Consider the following 25,364-nt stretch of genomic DNA (forward strand, 5'->3'; position numbering starts at 1 on the left):
GGCATGATCCCATGTGCTAGATCGGCACAACTCTCACATTCGTTAAAGGCAATCTGACCGGGGGAACGTGAAAACTTCAGGAAGAAGAAAAATCTTCCCGTTCCAGCGGCAAATCCTGCCACCAATGGCCTCCAATTCAGCACCCCTATCTCTCAACATCTCCCTAATTTACCATTGCTCGAAAGTTCGCCTTTACACGTCGGAGCAGATTGAGTGTTCTTCCAATGTCGCGAACGGTTGCTGGCAACCAGAATCTGATACCAACGTCAGTGAATGAATGCTTTCACACGGAGAGCGAAAGCGGTAGCTGAGGTCAATCTCGCTGCAATCGAAATCAATCCTGTCCGACAGTTCCCACCAACCGGTTGGACAGCGCCGTCTCATTCCAAGAATGCCGCGACGAAGCGAAAAGAATCTGCTTGCTGAAGTGTTCCATTCCCTAATTTTCATCGAAAGATCGGCGTTCGAGCAATGTTTTCGGAAGCTGAATTGGCCGACGTTCTTGAGTCATCCTTCGAGGAGCATGCTCAACTTGGAAATCAACGCCGCAGCTTGATTCCGATCGTTGCCAAGAACATCTCTCAACAGCTGAAAACGTGGATCGTTGGTCTCTGGCAGGTTGACGATCAACGATGCGTTCGCCTGTGGCCGGTTGAGCCGACTCCGGAGAGCCTGGGACTCGAGGCGGAAATCTCGCGGATTCAACCCGGATCCGTTGTGCAAGCGGTCCTTCAGAATTCAACGGCATCTCCCAACCGGACAATCGTGTGTGCCGGCAGCCCACTTGCGGGAACGATGTCTGTCATCGTGGCACTGGATTCCGAGAATCGATCAATCGACGAAGCTTCAGCTTTGCAACTCTCCGATCTACTGTCGGACCTGAGACGTCGGGAACTGCTGGCGACACTTTCGTCGAATTCCCAGAAATCTGCTCAGATCGTTCATTGGATTACACAAATCCACATGGATCGCTCTGAAACGGAGCGGCTTCACGCATTGGCGACCGATGGGGCTTTGCTTTCAGGTGCTGATCGAATCGTACTGTTCAAGCGGAAGTCACAACGGAATTGGGAATTCTGTTGCTCGACCGGAACCGACTCGTTTGCGTCTCGCTCCTCGGAAATCAATCAGCTGCGCGCTCGCTTAGTCGAAGCACAAGAGAAAAATGAGTCGACCGACGATCTGTTTCCATTGAGTCCATCCGGAAGTTGGGAGGACGCAACGTATGCCTGCGTCGTCGACGCTTCCTCAGAATCCTCGAGCTATGCCCCCAACATTTTGAGGCTTCTGGCGGATCAATTCGCGATGGCAATTGATCAGCCGAATCGCAAACGACAAGCCCATCAGCGGTCGCGGAAAAAGTTCATCAAAAGAATGCTGACAGCGGCAACGCTCGCGTTCGCTGGGATGATCATCATTGTTCTTTTGACGATGAAGACCGACCTCAAGATTCACGTCGTGGGTGAAATTTACCCAGTCGTCCGACAACAGATTTTTTCTCCCGAAACAGGGGTCATCACCGAGGTATTCGTCGAACACGGCCAGCAGGTGAAACAAGGAGACTTCATCTGTCAGCTGAGAAGCGATCGCCTCGAAGTCCTCCGAGAACAGATTCGTGAAGAGTTGATCTCGACTCAAGCACGACTGGCAGCGCTCCAAACAATTTCTCCGAGGATGAACACATCTTCAGTCAACGGAGGATTGCCGGTCACTGTTGAACAGTCCGAACTGGCCGAGCGAGTGTCTTCACTGGAAGAACAGCTCAAACTCGTTACGGATCAACTAAACACGTTAACGATTAGAGCCCCGTTTGACGGACAAGTAATCCGGGAACGAGTCCGCGAAGAACTGCTCGGCCGACCAGTCCAGCAAGGTCAGTTTCTCTTTCAGCTGATTGATCCGAAATCAGATTGGGAAGTCGTGGTCAGGATTCCCGAGCGCGAGTTACGGCATGTCCTCGACGCACAGACCGAAGAAGAATTGGTTCCATTGACCTATCTACTCGAGACGTCCCCGGAGCATGAGCATTCCTCCGAGATCATTCGTATTTCGGATGCGACGGAAATGGACAGCACTGGGAATCTGTCGACGCGTGCCTGGGCTCCTGTTCAAGACGATCAACCGTTCGAGCGACGACTCGGTGCCGGGGTCTTAGGAAGAGTTCATTGTGGTCAAAGAACCTGGTTCAGCGTGCTGACCCGCGGGTTCTCGGAGTTCTGGTTGCGTTACTCACCATTTTGACAGCCCAGCAATCCGCCCCGACGAATGCAGTCTCAAAACCAACTTCAAAAGTTATCCAATCAGTGACCTCACATAGCCTTTAAGATCGATGATGATGATTGATGAATGCGAAGGCAGTTTCGAGACGATTTCCAGTGAATGGTCACGAGAAATTGAATCAACGTGCGAGGAGGAAGGGACATTCCAATGACACATCATATTGCACCCACAGCAAGTATGCAGAAACTCTGGATCCTTGTCGTCAGTTTTCAATTCGTGATCCCCGCAAACGGTATCTTCGCTGCCGATCCTCCCGCGAATCCGATCGTTGCGAGAAACTGCTTTGTTCGAGTTTACGAAGAAGCTGATATCCCTGCTTTGGAACGTGGAGCAATTACAGAAGTCTTCTGTGAAATCGGCGATCACGTTGATGCGGGAACCGTACTCGCGAAACTGGATGATTCAGAAGCTGCGATCGCAGTCAGCCTGAGCGAACTGGAACTTGCGATTTCCAAACAAAGGCACACCCAGTCTCTAGCTGAAGAAATCGCAAACGCCAAGATCCTTGAAACCGAACAAGTCATTGCACAGTCTCAGACCAAACAACGAATTGCCCAAGAGAACGCAAACTCGACAGTGGCTGTCGAGAAGGCCATCAAGTCGAGAGACACCGCGCAGGTCGAACTCAATCGTGCACTGGCTGCACGAGATAGATTCTCAGGAAGTGTTTCAGACTCCGAACTCGACCGGCTGAAGTATCTTCGAGATCAATCAGAACTGGAAATTATCGCGGCTCGCGAAGCCCAGACAATTGCGGCGCTGCAGATTCAGGTTGAGGAAGCGTCTGTCGGCACTGCTTCGGCGACATTGAAACGACTGGAACACGAATTGAGACTTGCCAAATCCGAACACCGGATTGAAGAACTTGAAATCGACAAACTTGTCCAGCAAGTCAAGCTTGCACAGATTCGTCAACAGCGTCGAATGCTCACAGCTCCATTCTCTGGTGTTTTGACGGAACAGTATCACCGACTGGGGGAATGGCTCGAACCGGGGGAACCCGTTTTTCATGTGATGCGGCTCGATCGTTTACTCGTGGAAGGTTATGTCGATGCGAACCTGATTCACCACTCGATGCGGGGCATCCCCGCGGCTGTCACTTTCAATGAAAACGGATCGAGTCACACGGTGAGAGGGACATTGAATTACGTCAGCCCCAAAGTCGACCCGGTTAATCAGCAGGTTCAGATACAAGTGATTGTCGACAACACCGATGGTCGGATGCGTCCCGGGCAATCGGTGGAAATTACGCTGGCCCCGGAAGCTTCGGCCGAAAAGTGAAGCTGATAACTTTACGAACATGTCAACTTTGTGAGCCTGAACGAAAGAACCAATCAGAGCATCAGCGAACGTATTTCTGTGCTGATATCGTTCGTCCGCGATTTCCAAGTCTCCCCGGATTCCAAATACTGAATGATGTGAATGGACTCTGAACGTCCCATCCCATGGAAGAAGCGATTCGATTTGCAAGTCAGTGAATCGATCACAGGTGGGCGTCTGGTCTTTGTTGTCAAAGATCCGATCACTCTTCAGTACTTCAGCCTCTCCGAACAAGAATTCGACCTTCTCACAAGTTTGAATGGTCAACTGACCCCGAACGAAGCTTACCGCCAATTCGATTCCGAGGAGAGTTTTGAGGACTTCGATCGGCAATTGAAAGAGTTTGTGAAGAAGCTGGTTTCGCAGAATCTCGTCGTCAGCACTCTCCCCGGATACGGCCAACTCGTCGCCCGACGAGCGACGGCGAAAAATTCGGGTCCCGCAAAGCTGCTCGCGCGACTGAACATCATCACAATCCGATGGCGAGGGATGGACCCTCAACATTTTCTCAAGTGGCTCGACGGTTGGATCGGCTGGATTTTTCGCCCGTCAATGCTCGTGCTGGGCCTGATTTTTCTCTTCGTCGCCATTGTGATGGCATCGCTTCGCACATCGCAGGTCGGACTTAATTCATTCGACTTTTCGCCGATCTTTACGGTTCAAAATATCCCGGTCATTATCATTTCGATGATGCTGGTGAAGATCCTTCATGAAATGGCCCACGGGCTGGCATGTGTTCATCACGGGGGAGAATGTCACGAACTCGGTGTTCTTCTCGTCGCTTTTTTTCCGCTGCTCTATTGTGATACGACAGATTCGTGGCGACAGAATCGATGGCAACGAGCACAAGTTGCGGGCGCGGGAATCTTTGTGGAACTAATGATTGCCAGCGTTTGCTGCCTGCTGTGGGTCGCCAGTTCGCCCGGGATTCTCAATCTTGTTTTTCTCAATCTGACGCTGATTTGTTCCATCAACACTCTGTTTGTAAACGGAAATCCCTTGCTGCGCTATGACGGGTATTACATTCTCTCCGATCTTTGCGACTACCCAAACCTCGGCCCCGAATCACGTCAGATGGCCGGATCATGGATTCGAAGAGTGATCTTCGGTCAGTCTACCGACGGCGATGCGACGATCTCCGCCTCACGCCTTCCGCTTGCCGTTTACGGATTCGCTTCGAGTCTCTATCGAGTGCTTGTTCTCGTTATGATCGTTTGGGCAGTCCATCAGTTTTTGAAGCAGTACGGATTGGAAGAACTCACGTTTCTGATCGTGGCCCCCATGTTGATGAGTCTGATCGTGTCCATTCTTTCGCTTCTTGTGCGTCGATTTCGAAGTTTGAAAGGTGGGGTCTCACCTGCTCAAACAATCCGCGCGACGTTGGGAGTTTTCACGACGATTGCCGTTCTAGCGATCTTGATTCTGATCCCCCTGCCCCGTTCAACAAATGCTCCGTTCATTCTGGAGCCGGGGAAGTGCCGACCGGTTTACGTGACCGTGCCAGGTCGTCTGACAGCCCCTTTTCTGACGACCAAGGAACTCTTATCCCGCGAAATGAAAACCGGCGATTTCATCGTATCACTCGTGAATGACGACCTTGAGCTCTCGCTTTCCCAGTCAGAAGCCCAAGTCCGGGAGCGAGCCACTCACCTCTCCAACCTGGAGAAGTTTCGGTCCTCATCGAAGGTTGCCAATTCCACGATCCCCACAATCCGAAGCTCACTCAAAGCGGCAGCCGATCGACTCGATACGGAACGTCTCCAGCAAAAGCGGTTACGAATCGTGAGCCCAGCTGATGGGATCTTCTTTCCTCCTCGAAATACTCCGGCAACTCAATCGATGGAGCGAGGTGTGCAAACGTGGTCCGGCTGCCCTTTAGACAAAGAAAACGACGGGGCGTGGCTTCAGGAGCAGACAATTCTTGGATGGGTTGGAAATCCCGAAGACTTGCGGGTGATTGCTTTCGTTCCTCAAGCGGAAATGGAATTGATCCGCAAAGGCAATTCAGTGAGGATCGTTTCTTCTTCAAACCCGGGCGAAGTGTGCAGCGGCAAGGTGAGCGAAATTGGAGCTGAAGTCGTTCGCGAAATCCCCCGTGAGTTGATTCACAATCAGTATCTCATCGTTGAACCACGCGACGGCACATACGCCCCGGTCGAAACGCTGTATCGAGTGTCGATTGAAGTCGAATCGGGGAATCCCGGTGCCTTGTACTCGACGGGAATCGTGAAAATTGACGGCCTGAAGATGTCCATAAGTGGGAGACTCTTGCGACTGCTTCGCCAGACATTTGCATGGAGTGCTTCCTGACCGGGCACTTTCTCAAACCGGTCCCGGGAGGATGATCGCTTAGAAACAACAATCCTCAGAAAGCGGGTTGCGGTGCAATGCTGAAGAACCGAAATGCGACTACTGAATCTCTTCGGGAAGTGGCCAAAAGCAAACGTACCCATCTTCGGCGGTCGAAACAATGTCTCCGTTGTTGGAAACATCGATCGAGGTCACGGACGCTTCATGAGCAGACTGATCACTTCGACCGGGATACGAATAGATTCGTTCTCCGCGCGATGGCGGGTCACTTTCTGTATCACGATCAATCCAATCCCATTCGAGAACGGAGCCGTCAGCTCCACCGGTCAGCAGTCCGAATCCTTCTTCTGTCACGAACTGGACAGCTGTAATGCCGACACGATCATTGAACACCTGAGATGAGTGTTCGCCATCGAACTCCGCTTCAAGAAGAAACTTTCCATCGGGATTCCGTCGCCAGACACAAGCAAAACTTCCTTGAGCGCGGCCGTCTGCTCCCAGTCGAACACCGCCAGCGGCGATGGATTGCTCGTCTTTAGAAATCGCACAACAGTAGAACTCGATTTTCTCCCGTGGTTCTTCGAGTTCGACAACCTGAAACGCTGGTGGTTCATCCGGGTTCGAAGGCATCGCTTCCAAGACTGTCAATTTGCCATCGAATGTCGCACACAGAATCTCCATAGACACCGACCAGTCGAGATCGGACTTCCAACTGTCCACGTCGTCATGCGGTGCAGAGAGTTCATGGATGATGGCTGCTTCCGTCGGAGGAGCGCTCTTGAGACCAGGATTCCACGCCCAGAACTTGAGGAGTCCATCTCCGCCGAGAGTTACGAAGTCGTAGGAGTCCTCCGATTGCGAGAATCGAATATCGTCGACACGGCCACTGTGGGCTGAGCCGAGTCGAAAGATCGTCAAACCGAGGTTGGGGTTCTCTTCATCCGCGCTGAAGACTCGAACCGATTCACTCGCGGTCGCGACATATTTTCGGTCATGAGAAAAGTCGGCCGCATAGACCGTTTCGTGAGATCGGAACTCTGTTTGATGTGTGCCAGACTCCAAACTCCACAGGTGAGCAACACGACCGTCGAACGTCGCGAGAAGTTCTTCTCCGCTTTCTGACTTCGAAGGGGCGAACGCAATTCGCGAGGAAGACTGCATCAACCCTTTCGGACTGACACGACGAGCGACGGACCAGTCTGAGGTCTGATACAGGTTCAAGACGCTCGTTTCACCCTTCTGAGAGGCGACGGTATAAAGGTGTGCCAAAAGCTGCCCATCACTCGACCACGCCAGCCCCTGATGAAACTCTTCCCCCCGCTTCCTTGAGATCCACGTCGCCAATGTTATCGGTGCATGAGGCGATTCAACGGACCAGACCATCAATCGCAGACGTTTCGGTCGAGCGGCATAGTCCGATGTCGTCTCGTCTTGAGATGAGAGATCGTGTTTGGTCTTCACCACGCTCAACGTGGCAAACTGTCGCCGATCCGGAGACATCGACAGGGCGATGACATAATCACCGATATTTGACGTCAGAGTCTCACTCTGTCCAACGTCTGATGGTTGTTCATCGAGCCGAATACGAAACTGCTCAGACTCAGAAGCTGGTTCTAACTTGTCCTCACGGATGACCCACCGTTGAATCGTTCCATCGTATCCGGTGGTGATCAACTCATCTTCGCTGAGAAATGAAAGCCCCGAAACTTGATCGCGTCCATGTTCCCCTTCCGCCCTCGCGATCACGCTGCCCGTCGAGACGTTCCAGACGACAATGGTCCCGCGACGATCTGCCGTTCCGATAAGCTGACTCGAAGGGGAGAATTCTGCAGCTGTCAAGAAATGGTTGTGTTCGCCCACGAGTTGCCGCGTTGGTTGAGGAATGACACTCTCTTCCAACGATGAAGTCTGCCACAAGTTTCCAATAAATGTGGTGACATCGACTTCCTGATTCTGCGAGTCGGTTCGGACTTTTATTTCTCTTCCAGAAGCAAAGATCCACTTTCCATCGGGAGAAACAGCGAAACCGAAATCGCTACTCAGCAATCGAGAAATCTCACGAGCCACACCATCTTCATCCTTCGTCGCATCCCACACGGAAATCGATCCGAAAAAATCTCTCGTGACCAGACGGTTTCCGTCAGGAGGAAGAAAGAGAATCTGTGAAAGCTCCGGGATGTGCCCTTCTTCGAAGACATTCTGAGACTGATAGAAGTTGGACTGGCGGCCCCCCATCATCCACATAAACATGCCACTACCGCGTTCGTAAACGTGAGCAGCGCGGTCATCGGCACCAACGATGATTCGCTCGCCATCGCGACTGAACCTTGCGGATTGAGTCGAACGCGCCACTTTCCACTGTTTGTTGAAGATTCCGTTTGCACCCTCTTCATCTGTTTCTTGAATGAGTGCCGTCGGCATCAGTTTGGCGAAGTCAATTCCTTCGGATTCGAATACGCTTCCGGCAACTGATGAATCGCTCTGCAATTTCTTGGAAGGTGACTCCAGCTGACTCGTCGATTGATTGTCATCGATTCTGGCTTCGTCGACGTTCTCAATTTTTGCGAGTTCCTGGGCCACGATCGTATACACCGCTCGATAGTCGGAGTACTCGGGAAGCGACCATTGCACCATCGAATTTGCTGTCTCGTCTTTGCTGTCAACTCCTCCAATCGCAATCACATCCTCCGGACTCCCATCAACGAATCCAACAGCGAGGACATCGCGAGAAAATCCAGCGATCCGATAGGCAGACTCCAACTCACCTTCATCATCTCGATTGTCGAAACTCCAGAGTTCGATGCTTTTCTCCGGGAGATAGCTGTTTGCTCCCGTGTCCCAGTCCCAAACTTCGATGAGCCCGATCTGAAGCCCAAGCAGTAAACGTTCTGAGTTTTCAGAGAATGCGAATGACCGGATCTTCCCATCCGTTCTCAGTTCAGCAATCTGACTTTCTTTTGAGTCTTCGAGGACGTTCTCGAACGGGTTTTCGCCTGCTGGATCAACGGGAAAGATGAAAACGCGATCTCCGCCCATTCCGACAGCAAGTCTTCGTGAATCCTGAGAGAGCGAAAAGAACTCGATTGGCAATGCCCGGATTCTCTCATCGTGGCGAGTAAGACCTTTCGCGTCAGTAAGAGTCGCTGACTGTTGAGTCTGCAAATTCACATTCGAATACTTGCAGTTTCGAGAACCATCCATGTCACCCAAAAACAGAATGTGAAACATCGACGGGTTCACTCGATCAGCGAGAATTTGAAAATCTGCAATCTTGTAACTGGTACTCTTCCAGGTCTTTTGCAGGACACTTTTTGGTGTTTCTCCGCCGAGATCGAAGACTTCAATCGCCATTCCATCATTGTCTCCGGCGATGAATAGGTATCTCCCGTCGCGAGAGAATGTGACGCTGTTTAATTGGTCAAGCGAAGGCGAAACCTGTAGCGGAACTTCTACGACTTCTCCGCTACGAACATCCCAGAGATGCGTCTCTCCCGGGCCGATCGCTGCCACATGTGTTTCCACAGGCGAAATTGCGAGTTTCAAATCCCGACCGTTTAAGGCAATCAAACGACCAGTCTCGGAGTTTCCGGATTCAGGAAAGGGAGGATTGGCTCCCTGACGAACGAAGATTTCGATTCCCGAACGGATGACCGAAGCAATGACTCTTCCCGTGCGACCGATCGTCGCCTCTTCGAGAATCCCACTTTGAAGATTCCTCCTCAGCGGAAGACTTCGCTGTCGATCGAGATCTCGCTTGAGATTAAAGATCGTCCGCTTTCGTTTCTCGAAGGCAGCATCTCCCGATTCGGCAGCTTTCAGAGCTTCATTGATTTCGAGTTCAGCTTCTTCGTACCGGCCGATTGCGGTGAACAGTTCGAACCGAGTGACGAATGATTCCCATCCTGCCCGCGTGATACGTTCTTGCACTTCACGTAGCTGCACCTCAGAAGCTTCGACTGCTTCTTCCAGCATCTCTTGTTTGGCGATCGCTTCTTCTGCTGCCGCGTTCGCAGAGTTGGCTTTCTGCTCTGCCAGCATCTGCGCAGATTCCGCTTTACTGAGTTCCGCCTCCGCAGTTTTCAGCTCCATTTGAGCTTTGGCTGCATCCATCTGGGCCTGTCTGGCGGACTCTGTTGCCGTCTCGGCTTCAGCAGCTGCGACCTGAGCTTCTTCAATTGCTTTGTCAGCAATCTCGCGGGCCTTCTCAGCTTCGGCAAGTTGTATTTCAGCTGTCGCTTTGGCTTCTTCTGCTTCTTTTTCAGCAATTGCCGCCGCGTCCAAAGCTGTCCGTGCCTTGTCTTCAGCGTCTGCGATCTCCTGATTCTTTGTGGTGAGTTCAAGGTTCGTCGTGGTCAGCCGAGACTCAACTTCGTTCAATCGCTTGGCTGCACTTCGTGTGCGAAGTTCCATGGAAACGACCAATGCCGCCATCCCGACGATCAGAACCGCCATCGCTGCCCAAGTTCGACGCACGATCGTTCGACTTCGTCGTTTGCGACGCAATTGCCTGCGAATGTCATTGAAGTCTGGCCCTGTGAGCCCTTCGATCACATGCAGTCCAAGATCGTAGTCACCGCGAGCAAGTGCAAGCTTCGAGAAACCCTTTCGAGCCAACTTGTTTCCGACGAGAGCTCGCTGATTGGAAGGCCATTTGTGAAGCGCTTCGGTGAACAAGGCGATCGACGACTGGTAGTTGTCGTAGCTTTGGTCGTCGTCCTGACTTGTCGCTTTGTGATAAAACTCTTCCGCGTTTCCGGTAATTCGATACTGACGAATCGCTTCCTGCATCGATTCGACAGACGAAAAACGTTCTTGAGGATCGGTCGACATTGCCTTGGTCGCAATGTCCATCAGTTCGCCAGGATGATTGACATCCTGCTCGATCTGGTTCGTCATCACAGCGTGAACGATTGACGCAAACTGTTCGTCAGGATTTTCAATCGCCCAGAATGTTCTGAGCAAGTGAGGCGGAAAGCCTTCCAGAATCTCAAAGAGGATCGCCCCCAACAGATAGATGTCGGTGTGATTCCCGATCGAATTGACATCCTCGCTGACTAACTCGGGTGCCATGTACACAGGGGTTCCTGCCCCTCCGCGAAAGTCTTGCAGAATACTTTCGTTCTTGGGGAACTCAGCAGTGGTCACCGCGAGCCCCCAATCGAGAACAATCACTTCTCCGTAACGCCCAACGATGACATTTTCCGGCTTGAGATCTCGGTTAATGACGCCTCGTGAATGCGCATAAGCAACCGCATCACAGAGCTTCATGAAGATGTCGAGGTTCTCTTCAAGCGGACGATTTCGAATCTCCTTATCCCATGGTTTTCCTGTGACCTTCTTCATTGAATAGAAGAGTTTGCCGTCGTCTGTGCGACCAAGATCATGAATCGGAACGATATTCGGATGGACCAGATTCGCGGTCACCACCGCTTCCGACACGAACATCTCCTGCTCGTAGTCAGAAGTCTCCTCTGACGGTTTTAACGATTTAATTGCGAGTTCTCGATTAAGCGAGGATTGAAGCGCTTCATACACAATCCCCATGTTTCCCTTTCCGACTTCCCCGAGGATCTCGTACTCCGAAACTTCCGGGTCGTCGACAAGCGCGGAGAGAAATCCAAACGCTTCATCTGGCTGTTCGGGAATCCGGTTGCGCACACCGGAAACATCCCCTTTCATGCTTCGTTCGCGAATAGAGAGCTTCCACGTTCCTTTTCCGACCGTTGTCCCTCGGCTCCTGGAAGAAACAGAGCCTTCACTTTTCACAGCCCCTTGAGAACTGCTCGACTGGTCAGATGTCTCGTCGAGTTGACCAATCACTCGGCGGACGTCGCCGTCCTTTGGAGTACTTGTTTGGTAAACACTTTTGAATCCTTCTGGATTCGGAAGCCGAACCGTTCCAGAAGCGGCGGATTGCGCCGGCTTAGCCGTCCCGGTTCCTGACCCAGCAGGTGTTTGAAGACTGGGCGGACCGTAAGTGCCAGCGATATGCCTGCCCGGTTCCGAGTCGGGAACGTCCGTTCCAATTGGTCCAGGCATCTGCGTCCCGAAGACCGGACGTTTTTTGTTCTTGTCATCGGATGAGCTAGATGAATCTCTCACAGTCAGTCCCCGACTTTGTCTAAAGCAAGTTGTCTTTTCTGTGCAGTCGCGTCAATGACTTTCATAAAGCCATTCTCAACGCTGCGAATCGGATCATTGCCGAAACATTACTTCCGTCGCAATTACGATGAGGACAAGTTCGAGACCGTTTTCACGGTCTCTCAGCACCCGTCCAAATTATCTACTCTCGATGAACTCTGCGGATGAACGCTTTGTCTGCTACGACATGTTCGAAAAAATCAAAGCAGCGTTTGTGAATCGACCGGGATTGGATTGCTCGACAGGCTTTGACGGTTCCCTCGACGCTGAGCCTGAGTTCTCCCCCTCAGAGTCAACGTGTGGACGGAGAGCCGACTGAAATTCTCGTGTTCGGACGACTTCGAAACCCTGTTCCTTATTATGGCACGTCCCCAATTATGGCACGTCCTTAAAATGCCACCAATCGCAATCTCGTCTGAACCACGAGAGACCAATTCCAAAGTTCCGATTCACCAACATTTCGGTCTGATGGAAGCTGTCTCTCAGGAGCGGTGACGCTTGCTGAATAATCGATTCAGAAGCCGACTGCCCGCGGCACGTTCCGTTCCGGGATTCGTTGAATCTGAGGAGGCACGACGATTTGCAGCAGTCACAACGAGCGTTGCTGTGACTGACGACGTCAATGGCGAGATGACCGATCCGGATTTCTCATCCAACTCGTTGGTCTCCCGGCTTCGCTGTGTCCGAGTTGCCGACTCTGTCCCCGGTTCAGAGAGAGCCATCTCCTCACTCTCCATGGGTGGCTCTTCCTGATCGTCTGGACCGATTACGGACGGGTCCAGTTCCTCGATCGCTCCATCCTGAGCTTCCAACTCTACGGGTTGCTCATCGATGGCGTTGCCTTCCGAGTCGACGGGCACAAGACGCAATGCAGGGAATTCCCCTTCGAGAGCATCAACGGCCGGAATTGGTTCTTCATCGATGATGTCGAACTTCAGAATGATCCGCTCGATTCGAATCGGTTCTCCGTTTTTCTGCTTACTGGTAATCAGCCAAAGCTCGTATCCAACTTCATCGCCGATCCCTTTCTCGCGGATAAACTCACGGAGTTGGTCCGGGTCGAGAAGCGAGTCTCCCTGGTCTTCGGAGATAAAGTCGATGATCGGTTCGTCGACTCCTTCCCTGCGAAGCTCGAAGAAGTCAAACGATTGAGTCGAAACACTGGTCCGCGACGGATAACTCGGAATCAAAGGACTCGCTGCAAGAACTTCTTCGACTTCGATGGGCTCGAATGCCGGCTGCGGGGCAAGTGCAGTCGGTGGCGGTTCCGGCTCAGCTGCGACAAAAACGCGAGCTGGCACAGGAATCTGGAAGACAATTCGACCATTCTGGAACCTGTCAGAATTGAAATTCACATCATCCCCGGTCCGACTGAGATTGCCGAGATTCTCGCGGGGATCGACCGGATCAGGCACTTCCGGGAGTTCTCCGACATCAATTGGCCCGACATCATTCTGTTGAACGCTCCGACCATTCACAACAATCGACTCGTGATGAGAAACACCGAAGTCGGCCGGAACTTCATTCGTATTGTCTCCGAGAATGAAGCTGTTCACATCGAACTGGGAGTAAATGTGGCCAAACTCGTGAATCTCGCCCCCCATCGGAACAAGCATAAACTCGTTCGAAGTCGGATCAGGGGAAGGCACAATATCGGCATCGGACGTCACTTCATTGAAGAAGTCTCGTGAGTTGCGTTGGTTGTTCAAGGTATTCGCTGCTTCGTCCAGGTCTCCAGTGGCATCATTTTGGGGATCGTTCCAGCGAATGCTGATTCGCAAGTTCTCTTCAGCAACGAGCGGACCGCCAGGGCCATCCGGATCACCTGCTCCGATCATCAGACTGAACGAAGTGAGAAAGAAATTCGGCACCGGGAGCGTTTCGAAATTGAACTCGCGGATTAAGTCATTGAAGAACGCGGCGTTATCAGCATGAGGACGCGGACCGAATGTTGTTGCCACACCACCGTCGGTTCTGAGCACAACACCCTCGGAAACGATAAAGGAGCCATCGAGCGCACTATCAACGCTGTCGTTGTTGGAATCCGCTTCAATCAACAGAGAATCGTTCGTTGTATCGACCGAGGTACCAGCAGCCAAATTTCCATCGGTTGAGATGTTAACGTTGGCCCCTAATGAGATGTTTCCATCGACTGCTCTCAGAACGATCCGTTCCCCATCGACCGATTGGGAAGAGACAATATCTCTCCGGAACGAATTCCCCAGCATCGGATCGGTAAACCCGACGACATTCAGATTGCCGCCAGCCTCAATGACAATCTCACCACCGTTGGCGCGAATTCCATTGACTCGCGAGAACTGAGCGTTTTGTTCGGTTTCCAGATCACTGACAAAATTCACGTTCAACTGATCCGCAGTATTTCCCAGCCCCCCATCGTTGAAGTTGTTGAAGCGAATCGCTCCTTCACTCGATTCATTCTCCATCGAAATCTCGTCGACTCGATTTTCGAGTGTCAGCTCAATGTCGAGATTGGAAGTTCCACTCGTCTGGTCGACTCCCAATTCATTCGCAATCAGAATTCCATTCCCTGTTTGCGAAATCCCTCCGGTGGTCGTCAACCGAATGTCCGCACTTCCGTCGCTCGATCCGCCGATCCCAGCATGAATCGCTTCATTGATAACAAGAGATCCCGACACATCAATCAAGATGTCTCCGTTAATCGTATCGTCGACTTCGAGAATCCCATCGACGTCATCATCACGATTCGCCTGAGCCCCTGACGTCAGAGTCGATGTGACACCAACGGTCGAATCGAAATCGGAAGACTTGAGCCCGGTCCCCGCAGCCACATCGCCAATTGCCAGACTCGTGCTATTGCGGAAAATGATCATCCCGCCATCCGAATCGTTCCAAGCTGCGAACTCACCGACGGCGTTCTCGAATCCCAACTCAACATCTGTTTCGGTAGTCGCAGAAACCTGACGAACGCCAAGATTCTGAGCGACGATCGTTCCGGGAGACGATTGCGAGATCCCCCCATTGGCAAGCAATCGAACGGTCCCGGAACCTGCCAGGATCTGATCGTTAAGTTCCAGCGAACTGCCACTTCCGAGGTAAACATTACCGCTGTTGGAACGGACTCCTGAATCGACAGTCAACGTTCGACCCAGAGAGGTCGTCACCTCAATGTCTCCGTCGATCGACGTCACTCCATCCACCTGCGTGAAGGTCAACGTGGGAGTCAATGTCGACAATTGCTTCGCTGCGATGGAATTAATTGTCAAATCGGTGATCGAATGAAATCCGATGAATCCCCCGACAGACTGATTAAGAGCCGAAAATTCATTGACGACGTTATCCTCACAGAGCTCGATGTTGACGTTCAACACGTCATCGATTTGTTGCACACCAAGTTGCTGGGCGGTAATCACACCGGATGCAGTTTGAGAGATATTGCCGCGAGCGATCAGTCGCACATCGGCTTCGTCAAACTCGTCACCGACCGAAACTTCCTGCTCGACGGAGAGGCTTGCTTCTGAGGCAAGTGTGATGTCATTCCCGCCGAGAACACCGGAAGTGCTCGTCACTCCACGGGTATCAGCAAAGTTAATCGTGTCGTCATTACATTCGCTGATGACCGTCCATGGACCGACGCTTCCAATCGTTAAATCGCGAGTCGATCGGAATGAAATCATTCCATCTTCGTATGCATTGTCAGCGGCGAACTCATCGACCTCATTGTTCCCAACGAGTTCGATGTCATAAGTAGCCCCTTCATCCTCGTTGAAGATAAGTTCCTGTCTGACACCAAGTTGGTTGGCAGTGATCACGCCGCTGTCCTGCAAAATGTCGCCATGTGCAATCAGCCGGGTATCTGCCAAACCGGAATTCACCTGTGCGTCAATCGTCAAGCTCTCGACAGTAAACGCGTCTCCATCCGTCGCCTGCAGAGTAATGTTGTTCCCAACGTTTTGACTGGTCCCTGACGAAACAACACCATTCGTTTCAAGAAACGTTCCAAACTTCTGAGCGCCCGGCCCGACAGTCACAACGGTCAGCGACTCACTCGTATTGAAGGCAATTTCTCCACCAATTGAAGCATTGAATGCAGCGAATTCATGGACCGCGTTGGTGCTGAGCGTCAGAAGTACATCCACATCGTCGACGACGGTACTCTCCTGGCGGACACCAAGCGTGTTCGCGGTAAGGATTCCCGTTTCTGACTGCGAGATCGCTCCGTCCGCGACGATTCGGATTGTATCCGCAGTGAGGGCGTGCTCGACTTTAAAACCGGTTCCGACGTTAATATACAAGTCGCTATTGGGAATGCTGATCGAAGTGTTGAGATCAAATGTATTCCCCGCGATGAAGGCGAGACTTCCCCCATGAGAGTTAATGAGCGACATGTCAGGGAAAACCAGATTCTGATCCGATTGAAGTTCGATTTTTCCTCCGTTGGTCATGTCATTGGCGTCAGTCGTAATGCCCGTCAACGACTCAAACACAAAGAGCGACTGCTCGTCGCCGATGATCTTTTCTCCAACCGTTCCGGTAGTCAAATCTTCAACGCTGTGAAAACTGATGAACGCTTCGGGATTCGCTCCGGTGAAAGAAGAATTCGAGAGGTTTTCAGCCGCAAACAGATCGACGACATTCTCTTCGCACAGGAAAATCACAAAGTCATCGCCGGTGTTAACCTGTCGAACTCCCAGTTCATTGGCAGTGATGACACCAACGCTGTCCTGTCGAATGCTCCCATTGGCGACAAGTCGGACATCGGCGAGATCATTGGAATCACCGACTGAGATCACTTGGTTAACCAGCAAGCTGTCGCCCATCGCATTCTGACCGGTAACTCGAATGGTAATATCATTCGTCGATTGATCGACCGACGTTGTTTGAACACCAGTCGTGGTCGCGAATGCAGCAGCTTTCCCTGTTCCTGCGGAGACCGTCGCGATTGTGAGCGCCGTCGCGTTGTTATAGGTAATCATTCCTCCATCGGAGGCATTAAACGCTGCGAACTGATTAACCCGGTTGTCCGCGAAAAGAGTGAGGTGATTCCCCGAGTAACTCGCTTCGAGCCGTACTCCAAGAGCTTCTCCGACAACGATACCTGATTCTGACTGTCCAATAAAATCGTTGGCGAGAAGGCGAACAGTCCCGGCATTCGACTCAACGCGTGCTCCCAGAAAGACCGACGAATCCCCATGCAGAAGGATGTCACCGCCGTTGGAATCGACGACCGAATAATTCTCCAGATAGCTGGCGGAGGCAACGACGATATCACCAGAATTGCTCGTCACTCCCGACAGCGCGCCGAATTGGACATTCTTTGTAAATGCTTGCGCATCGACGTCTGTGATCGTCAGTCCGCGATCACTGTAAAAATCAATCTCGCCGCCTGCATGGGTGTTTGAAGCAGCGAACGTGGTCACCATGTTGTCTTCACACAGCGTGACATCGCCACCGGTCGCAATCACGCCCAGCCCGTAAGCCGTGATAATCCCAGTCATTGTCTGGGTAATATCCCCGGCCCCTTTGATACGCACGTTGTCTGCGTTAATCGTTTGGGTTAGTTCAAGGTCATTCTCTGCATCGAGTAGAACATCCCCTGCAGTAACGAGCGCAACGTTGATTTCAAGAGTTGCTCCCGAATCGAGAACGATGTCGCCGTCTGGCCCGTTTCCTGGCTGAATGATGTGAGTGATCGTCAGATCCATCGCGCTTTCAAGGCCGATGTTGCCATTTGCAGTTCTGACTCCCGACGTCGCTGCGAAGTCGACACTCGTTTCATCCATCGACACCATTTTTCCAGTCACCGCTCCGACGGTGAGATCGATGACACTTCGAAATGTCACCTGTCCTCCCGAAGACATATTTTCCGCCGCGAAAACACCGACAACATTGTCTTCGCAGAGTTGGATATCAACATCATCCGTCCCGGAGTGAATCTGGCGGACGCCGACTGCACTGGCCGAAATGAGTCCCGTTTCAGATTGGGAGATCTCTCCGTTCGCAATCATTCGGACGACGCCCGAACCAGCCACAATCGGTGAATCAATGGTCAGTGTCTCATATTCGCCATTGTTCACCAGAAGCGTGACGTCACCGTTGGTTGTTTGAATTCCCGTTGTGGTTTCAAATTCGGAGAATTTCCCCACTCCGGTTGCGACCGTCGAAATGGTCAAATCATTGATCGATTTGAAGGTCACCATTCCCTGTGAAGACGCATTGAAGGCGGCGAAATTGGTGACAGCATTGTCGCCGATCAATGTGATGTCCAAATCAGGATCTGTCGACTCCTGTCGAACACCAAGATTCGTCGCTGTGATGAGACTCGACTGAGTGATTTCACCATTCGCAACAAGTCGAACTGTGCCTGCTTCCAGATAGTAATCAACGTCAAGATCCTCACCCACTTCGATATAAATCTCTCGATCCATACCAAGCACGAACTCTTGCGGAATGTCGAAGCTGCCGCCCGCAATGAAAGCGAGGCTTCCGCCGTTCGAATTCACGAGAAAAGCATTCTGTAGGTCAACAACGGTCAGATCTCCATCGGAGTGAAGACCGATCGTGCCGTCGTAAGTGGTGACGCCGGTCACCCCGATATCTCCGAAGTAGTAGACGTCGCCGATCGTCAAGTCTTGGGTACTATGAAAGTTGATCGCGCCTTCTTCCGAGTAGTTAACTCCCGCAAATGTGTCGACGACGTTATCAGCACAGAGATCAACATTAAATGGCCCACCATCATCATTCTGCTCAACAAGCAGCCCGTTGGCGGTGATCACTCCCATGTCATTCTGAGTGATGTTCCCATTCCCGACTAAAGCAACAGTGGAACCGGTCACCTCTCCTTCCAGCGTGATGTCTCCCGCCGACAGCAGGCGAACCTCGTTTTGTGGAACGTCCATATCATCAACGGCTTCCACGGTGCCGGTCACACGAATTCCGCGATTCGTTCGAATGGTGATATCACCATCGCCATCGGTGGAAGCGGCGAATCCATGATCGATGTCCGTCTTGATCCCGGTCATTTCAATTCCCGGCGTTTCCAAATCTCCGAAGTCGGTGTCAATAACATCCACGTGTGCGCGCGTCGTCGCAGAGAACGCATCGAGATCCATCTGGACGCGCCCACTAAAGGTGACGCTCTCTGCGTTGACGACATCGAGTTCAGTGATTTTGGTTTGTCCGGCGTGCGTGATCGTCCCGACATCCGTGACCGTGACGTTTTGAATTCCTTCAGGCGACGTCAGAATCAACGTATCGCCGTCGCGGTTCGTTCCAGAATCATCTCCACCGAAAACGACAGCGACATCCACCCCGCCACTCGTGTCGTTGATGGAAAGACTTGTGAACGCATCCACAGCGACTGCGAGAATACGGTCGTCCGAGCCACCTGAAAGAATCTCGAACTGGTCGTCGGCGAGTCCACCCAGATTGTTCCAGGTCTCACCATCAAGATTAAAGAAGTAAACATCCTCGTTGTTCGTTCCCATTGCATCGGGATCGAGGTCAGCAGTCCCTTGAGTGATCTGCAACTGTGTGACATCTCCCCCGAAGTTCGAGAGGATCAACTCCGTGCCACCCATCAACGTGAAGTCAGCATTCAGAAGTCGGCGATCTTCCAGCTTCTTCAGCCCAAGTTTCTTCCGGGTCTGAGCGGAGGGTGTTTTTGTCCCAAAGCAAGTCCGCACGAGGTTTGTAAACCAGTTGTCTGACATGAATAACTGCCCTTGGGTCCGTGATCGCTTTGCGAATGACTCCAGATCGTTGTGAACCGTTCCACAGTGTTTGGCTCTCGAACTTCTTCCTCTCAGAATTCCATTATCGCAGAACGAGTCATCAGGGTGCGTTCCCAATTTCGATCGTCATCGATTTTCGCACGAAACATTGACTCTAAAGTTCTGAACAGATTCTGAAGGACGGAAAATCCGTAGAGAGCGAACGGGAGTAGTCGACGCCCTCACAAATTGCCTGACTGGAAATCACCTCATATTCACAGAATCGACACATCTGCTACCCGAGGAACGATTTCAACCAATCTTTGACGGAAGTTCCGATTAGATAATTTACGATGTTTAAGCGGGTTTTGCTCGTCTCTTTTCCGAAAGTCAAATCGGAATGCCGAGTTTCTCCGGGTCAACCGTACAGAGTGACCGATTTGACGATTGTGAGGAGTTGCGCATTTCTTCAACTTCTCCATCCACGGGTCACGTTCAGAACGGAGTCTGAAATGGACATTGTCATACCACATCAATTTCTTTCATTCTCCACAATTGTGGTGCTCACGCTGGGGCTCACAAGTTGCGGTCATGCCGAATGGACTGCATACAATCCGGAGAAGGGCCAGAAAGAAGCCCAGTCGTCAGATCAAAACTCTCCCATTATCCGGGAGCGGCGAAAGGTCGCTGACACCCAAATCGAACCATCCGCTCCTCACACAGGATGGACATCGACTGATCCGGGGCGCACCGTCAAAGTGAGTGCCGATCTCTCCAGTTCCCTGGAAACAAGCAAAGCAGATCGCCTCCCGGAAATTCGCTCGGCCGCAGAACGATTCTCAACGCCACCAATTGAATGGACTCCCGTTCAAGTGAGAGTTCAGTCAGACGAAGAAGAAATCAACGAAGATGTGGATCGCCTGCTGCGACAGAACAACGACTGGTACCCCACGATTCATCGCAACAGTCCGCTCAGCAACGTCGTGACCGACTCAACTCAAACACAGAGTTATCTTGGCGAGCTTCACGGATTGATTCGCGCTGAGTCTGCCCCGGTGGCGACTCAGCCCATCAAGCTGAGCGGGCACTTGATCGAATCGATGACAGTTCCAGAGACTTCCCCTTCGCAGATGAAAGGTTCCCTGGTTTTTCTGGATGAACTCAAAGAACTCGTCGAGGATGGAAGCATCACCGACGAAACCCGTGTCGTCGTCCCGAGCAAAGCGGAAACGAACGTTCAGTCGACAGCACTTCCCTTCGAAGAAATCGACGTGCCATCGATCCCCGAACCGGAAATCCTCATCAACGAATCTCCCGTTTCTCCCGTACCTGCAGCTTCAGTAGACGTTGACGAAGAAGTGGAAGTCGTTGCTCAAGCCTACAATCCTCCGGCAGTCCCTCCGACTCCCGAGGACAGCGAGAAACTTCAAACTCTCGAAGAAGACGAAGCCCGTTATCGATTGTCGAATCTCTTCGCACCGGTCACCGACATCGATCTTGAAGGTCCCAGCACGGAACCTCCGAAAGACATTGCTGATTTCACAACACCTCAAAGCAATCCGGAATCACGACTGAAGACGGAAGCGTATCTCGCCACCGCAACGCGCCCGCTCTCCCCGGCGTATTTCGTTGGCCCAACTTTTTCGGCAGTCCATCCGCCCCGCAACACCTATTGCTTTACTCACAATCCGCTCTATTTCGAAGATCCCAATCTCGAACGCTGCGGAATCGGTTGCGGTTGCTTCACAACAGTCAAGTCGGCTGCTTGCTTCTATGCCGACGCAGTCTTCCTCCCTTACACGCTCATCGTGACCCCTCCGCGAACATGTATGCCGACGCTCGGCGACTGCCCGACGTGTTGCGAGTTTGACAGCGACGCTTACTTTCGCGAATGGAAATGGTAAGCAGCAGTCGCGGGGAATCTTTGTCGCTTATTCAATCGGTCGACGATTCCGTCGGACGTGCGACAAAGAGAAGCAATTGCGCGACGAGAACAAGACCGAGAGGAAGAAAGACGAGCACCCAGCCAACTTTCATCATGTTCTCGTACCATGCTCCCGGAATCGAACGCACACTGACGCGCGATTCCACGCTTCGAAGACCGTCGTTTTCAATTCTCTCGACGACCTCAGATCTCCGCTGATCAAGAATGTCTCCGGGAAGTTGGTCGTCGGACTCGATGATCAAAACGGGTGACGTCGACGTCCAATTCGACCGAATCTTCTCAAGCTCCACTTCCCCGTTCGGTGTTAACGAAGCAGAGTCGTCGGTGAAGTCGTTGCTTTCAAGAACGAAACCGGCAGACTTTGAGGCGATATACTCTCGATCGCGTGGGTCCGTCACCGAACCGAAAATCAATAGACCAATTGCACCGAACATCGTCCACAAGAGAGTTCCGCAACCGAACGCCGCCATTTGGGACTTGAATTGGTTCCGCTCCGAAGTCTCTTCGAAATGAAGAGGCACTTTGCGTCCTCGGATGAGGGACCTCTGAGCAGCCGCACCAATCTCCCCGTAGCGAATCACCTTCTGCCAGGACCGCTGGTTGGTTCCGTTCGCAAGCTCTTCAAGCTGAACACGAAGTTCGTTGACGATCGTCCTCTCCGGATCAGCTTCGGGAGTGATCGTTCCATCAGCTGCTGGCCCCCCATCGATCGTGATCTGGTTGTCAGAATTTCGCTCTCCAACAACTTCACCATCAGTCCCGGACAACTTGATCTGAGCCATTTGGTTCGCTGATTTCTTCAAACTCCAATTCAGTTCGATCTCATCTTCGACGACCAGACGGACGGTCACTTCAACAGGTCGTTCTGAGTCGGGACCAGTGGCGAGCATCATCACATGTTCAGGCGTCGGACAGATTTCCGAAAGTGCAGACAGATCTTGCTCCAGAGTTTCCGAAACCCACTCTTTCGTAAATCCGCTGTTTGGAAAGTTCGATTGATCGAATTGGCGATCAAATTCGACCCGCCACAATTTCCCTAACTTGAGAGAACGAAACCGGTCCAGCGAGGTTTGGACGAACTCAGTGATCGCAGAAGCAAATAGTGGGCGAATGAGCTCAGGGGACTCTTGCCACAAAGCTGTGTAGTCGAACAGCTCGGAGATTCTCAGAGCGGAAGTCAGAATTACGACCGGTTTCCCGATCACCTGAAACTGCCGGGCGGCCGCCAGAATTTCCGGGCTCGCCCCAACAACGACAACAGCATCGAGGCTGGAATCAGCGAGCATTTCGTCCCATCCAGAGACCCATTTCAGCGCGGGGAATGTCCCCTTCAGGGAAACTTGGAGCGAGGAATCAGGAGTCCAACAGCTTCCGATGGTGAGCTGATCACTGTCGTCGATAGCGTGCAAGACATGGACGACATCTGAATGAGTAGCGATGACGCTTAATTTCATAGTCAATTCGAGTCCAATCAAAACTCTCCGTTGCGAAACAGGAGATTGAAACTCATTAAACCATTTCCACGGTTGGTTTGCACCCGCCTGAATTCGCGACTTTCGATGAATGCTGCAAGCGCCCGTAGCGTAGAAAGAGTACTGGCAGGAACCAATACTCCACACCCTCTGAATTGGGGGAGAAATTGCGGTCGATTCGAACCGCGCGGGGATGATACTCAGAAATCACGACGATGAACCGGTTCAATGAGAGTAGACCGTTCGCCAGGATCAGTTATTTTGTCTTCCAGGCGAGCACAGTTTGGAAATCATTTCTCATGACGACTCGCGTGCCCCCCAAGCCAGTGGCGAAAATTCATCGAGTGAGGATCTGCACTTTCAAAGCCACTCGCTCGACTGACATCAACACTCCTCTTTCCAACGATTGACGCTGCGTTTATGAAACTCCGACTGACGAATTTGAGACTTCCCGTTGACGCCCCGGAGGAACAATTGGGAGCAGCGATTACTCGCGCCCTGAAAGTCCGCCGAGAAGACGTCTCCGGCTGGCGAATTCTTCGGAAGAGCCTCGACGCACGCTCTCGAAAGAACCTCGTTTTCGTTTATTCGGTCGCAATCGATCTTCCTGACGATGAACAACTACGCAAAAAACTTCTGGAGAAAACACACGCAGAAGTCTTTGAAGAGAGCCGGTTTGATGATCCCGACTGCGGGACAAAACCGCTGAAACACCGACCTGTCATCGTTGGGACCGGTCCGGCCGGCCTGTTGGCTGGGTACTATCTCGCGTTGAAAGGCTATCGACCGATTTTGATTGAGCGGGGTGTCGCAGTCAAAGAGCGCGTTCCGCAGATCCGAGCATTCGATCGCCACGGCGCAGCACACGATCCCGAAAACAACTACCTGTTTGGAGAAGGCGGGGCCGGAGCTTTTTCGGATGGCAAACTCACCTGCCGCATGTCAGGACCAGACGTCGACTGGGTCCTCGAATCCTTCGTCGCTTGCGGGGGAAAGGAATCGATTCGCTATGAACATCGTCCGCACCTCGGCAGCAACAAGTTGCCGATGATCTGTCGAAACTATCGCCGGAAAATTGAATCGATGGGAGGAGAGTATCGATTCCAGTGCCGCCTCGAAGGTTTCAAACTCGTCGATGGTCAACTCGACTCCATTCAGACATCGAGTGGATCGATCCAGTGCGATCAATTGATTCTGGCGATTGGACATAGCGCACGCGACACCTACGAAATGCTCCACGAAGCGGGTCTTCCGATTCAGCCCAAAGCCTTTCAACTGGGCTTGCGCATCGAACAGCCACAAGAGAACGTCAATCGCTGGAAATATGGGCACGATCGCTATCTCGATCTCCTCGGCGCAGCTGATTATTCCATCGTCGCGAAAGGGGGACGAGATTTGTATTCGTTCTGCATGTGCGCCGGGGGTTATGTCATCCCGAGTGTTTCCGAACCGGGCTACTTCTGCACGAACGGCATGAGTCTGTCGCGCCACGATTCAAGATTCGCCAACAGTGGATTGATGGTCACCATTGAGCCCAACGAGTTCGGAAGCTCACACCCTCTCGCCGGAATGGAGCTTCAGCGCAAGTATGAGGAAATCGCTTTTCAAATCGGTGGAGGAGCGTACCAATGCCCCATTCAAACAGCGGATGATTTCCTCAAAGGTCGGCAAACTGTTGGAGCGACCGATCTCCCGTCGTCGTATGAACGGGGAACCATCAGCTGCGATCTTCGGCAAGTCCTTCCTCCTTCCATTCTGAAAGGGATCGAAGACGGATTGCCGATCATGAACGAAAAAATGAGAGGAGCATTTCTCAAAGATGCCACGCTCGTCGGTCCAGAAATGCGTGGAAGTGCTCCGGTTCGATTCGAAAGAGATCGCGTCACGAGGCAGATCCCGGGAGGCGCTGGGCTGTACCCTGTTGGTGAAGGAGCCGGATACGCTGGAGGGATTATCAGTGCAGCTGTTGATGGGTTGCGGAGTGCAAGAGAAATCGTCAGAAGCTTTGCCCCGACGTCAGACAGCTAACCCATTTTCCTGATCGCCTGCAGACCCTTGAACTCATCGATTCGGAAGAAAGCTGTGTCGCCTCGTGCAAATCACCGAAGGCCCGTTCGATGGATGCTCAGCCCGTTCAAAGAATCGCGACAATTTCGATCTTAAGAAAAACTGTCGTCGATGAGTCTTAGCCTTGGCCCTGTCACT

At 52.1% G+C, this 25,364-nt stretch carries 8 protein-coding genes; 5 read left to right on the forward strand and 3 right to left on the reverse strand.

The genetic code is table 11. The features are described from left to right. Nucleotides 1-489 precede the first annotated feature (489 nt). From KOR42_RS18980 to KOR42_RS18990, 3 genes are all read left to right on the forward strand, one after another. Nucleotides 490-2,241, forward strand: coding sequence for an efflux RND transporter periplasmic adaptor subunit (locus KOR42_RS18980; protein ID WP_231741009.1), 1,752 nt, complete (start codon nt 490-492; stop codon nt 2,239-2,241). A gap of 186 nt (nt 2,242-2,427) precedes the next feature. Continuing rightward, the gene (locus KOR42_RS18985) at nt 2,428-3,561 is read left to right on the forward strand and encodes an HlyD family secretion protein (protein ID WP_146511421.1); all 1,134 of its coding nucleotides are present in this window, start codon (nt 2,428-2,430) and stop codon (nt 3,559-3,561) included. A gap of 141 nt (nt 3,562-3,702) precedes the next feature. Beyond that, the gene (locus tag KOR42_RS18990; protein ID WP_146511422.1) at nt 3,703-5,910 is read left to right on the forward strand and encodes an HlyD family efflux transporter periplasmic adaptor subunit; all 2,208 of its coding nucleotides are present in this window, start codon (nt 3,703-3,705) and stop codon (nt 5,908-5,910) included. A 99-nt stretch (nt 5,911-6,009) separates the two neighbouring features. Here KOR42_RS18990 and KOR42_RS18995 read toward each other — a convergent pair whose 3' ends face one another. Beyond that, nucleotides 6,010-11,949 carry a WD40 repeat domain-containing serine/threonine protein kinase gene (locus KOR42_RS18995; RefSeq protein WP_146511439.1) on the reverse strand — a complete coding sequence of 1,980 codons (5,940 nt, stop codon included), beginning with the start codon at nt 11,947-11,949 and terminating at the stop codon, nt 6,010-6,012. Nucleotides 11,950-12,533: 584 nt separating this feature from the next. Next, nucleotides 12,534-19,742, reverse strand: a complete 7,209-nt coding sequence (locus KOR42_RS19000) for a hypothetical protein (RefSeq protein ID WP_146511423.1) — start codon at nt 19,740-19,742, stop codon at nt 12,534-12,536. A gap of 512 nt (nt 19,743-20,254) precedes the next feature. On the opposite strand from KOR42_RS19000, the gene KOR42_RS19005 reads away from it, so the two are divergent. Further along, nucleotides 20,255-21,646: a hypothetical protein gene (locus KOR42_RS19005; RefSeq protein ID WP_146511424.1), complete on the forward strand. Its 1,392-nt coding sequence runs from the start codon at nt 20,255-20,257 to the stop codon at nt 21,644-21,646. A gap of 31 nt (nt 21,647-21,677) precedes the next feature. Here KOR42_RS19005 and KOR42_RS19010 read toward each other — a convergent pair whose 3' ends face one another. Continuing rightward, complete coding sequence (locus KOR42_RS19010) at nt 21,678-23,141, reverse strand: hypothetical protein (RefSeq protein ID WP_146511425.1); 1,464 nt, start codon at nt 23,139-23,141, stop codon at nt 21,678-21,680. Nucleotides 23,142-23,579: 438 nt separating this feature from the next. Between KOR42_RS19010 and KOR42_RS19015 the strand changes: the two genes are divergently transcribed. Beyond that, entirely contained in the window at nt 23,580-25,187 is a 1,608-nt protein-coding gene (locus KOR42_RS19015) for an NAD(P)/FAD-dependent oxidoreductase (protein WP_146511426.1), read from the forward strand. Nucleotides 25,188-25,364: the final 177 nt, after the last annotated feature.

Origin of the sequence: Thalassoglobus neptunius (assembly GCF_007859735.1) — a bacterium.
GTDB classification, from domain to species: Bacteria; Planctomycetota; Planctomycetia; order Planctomycetales; family Planctomycetaceae; genus Thalassoglobus; species Thalassoglobus neptunius.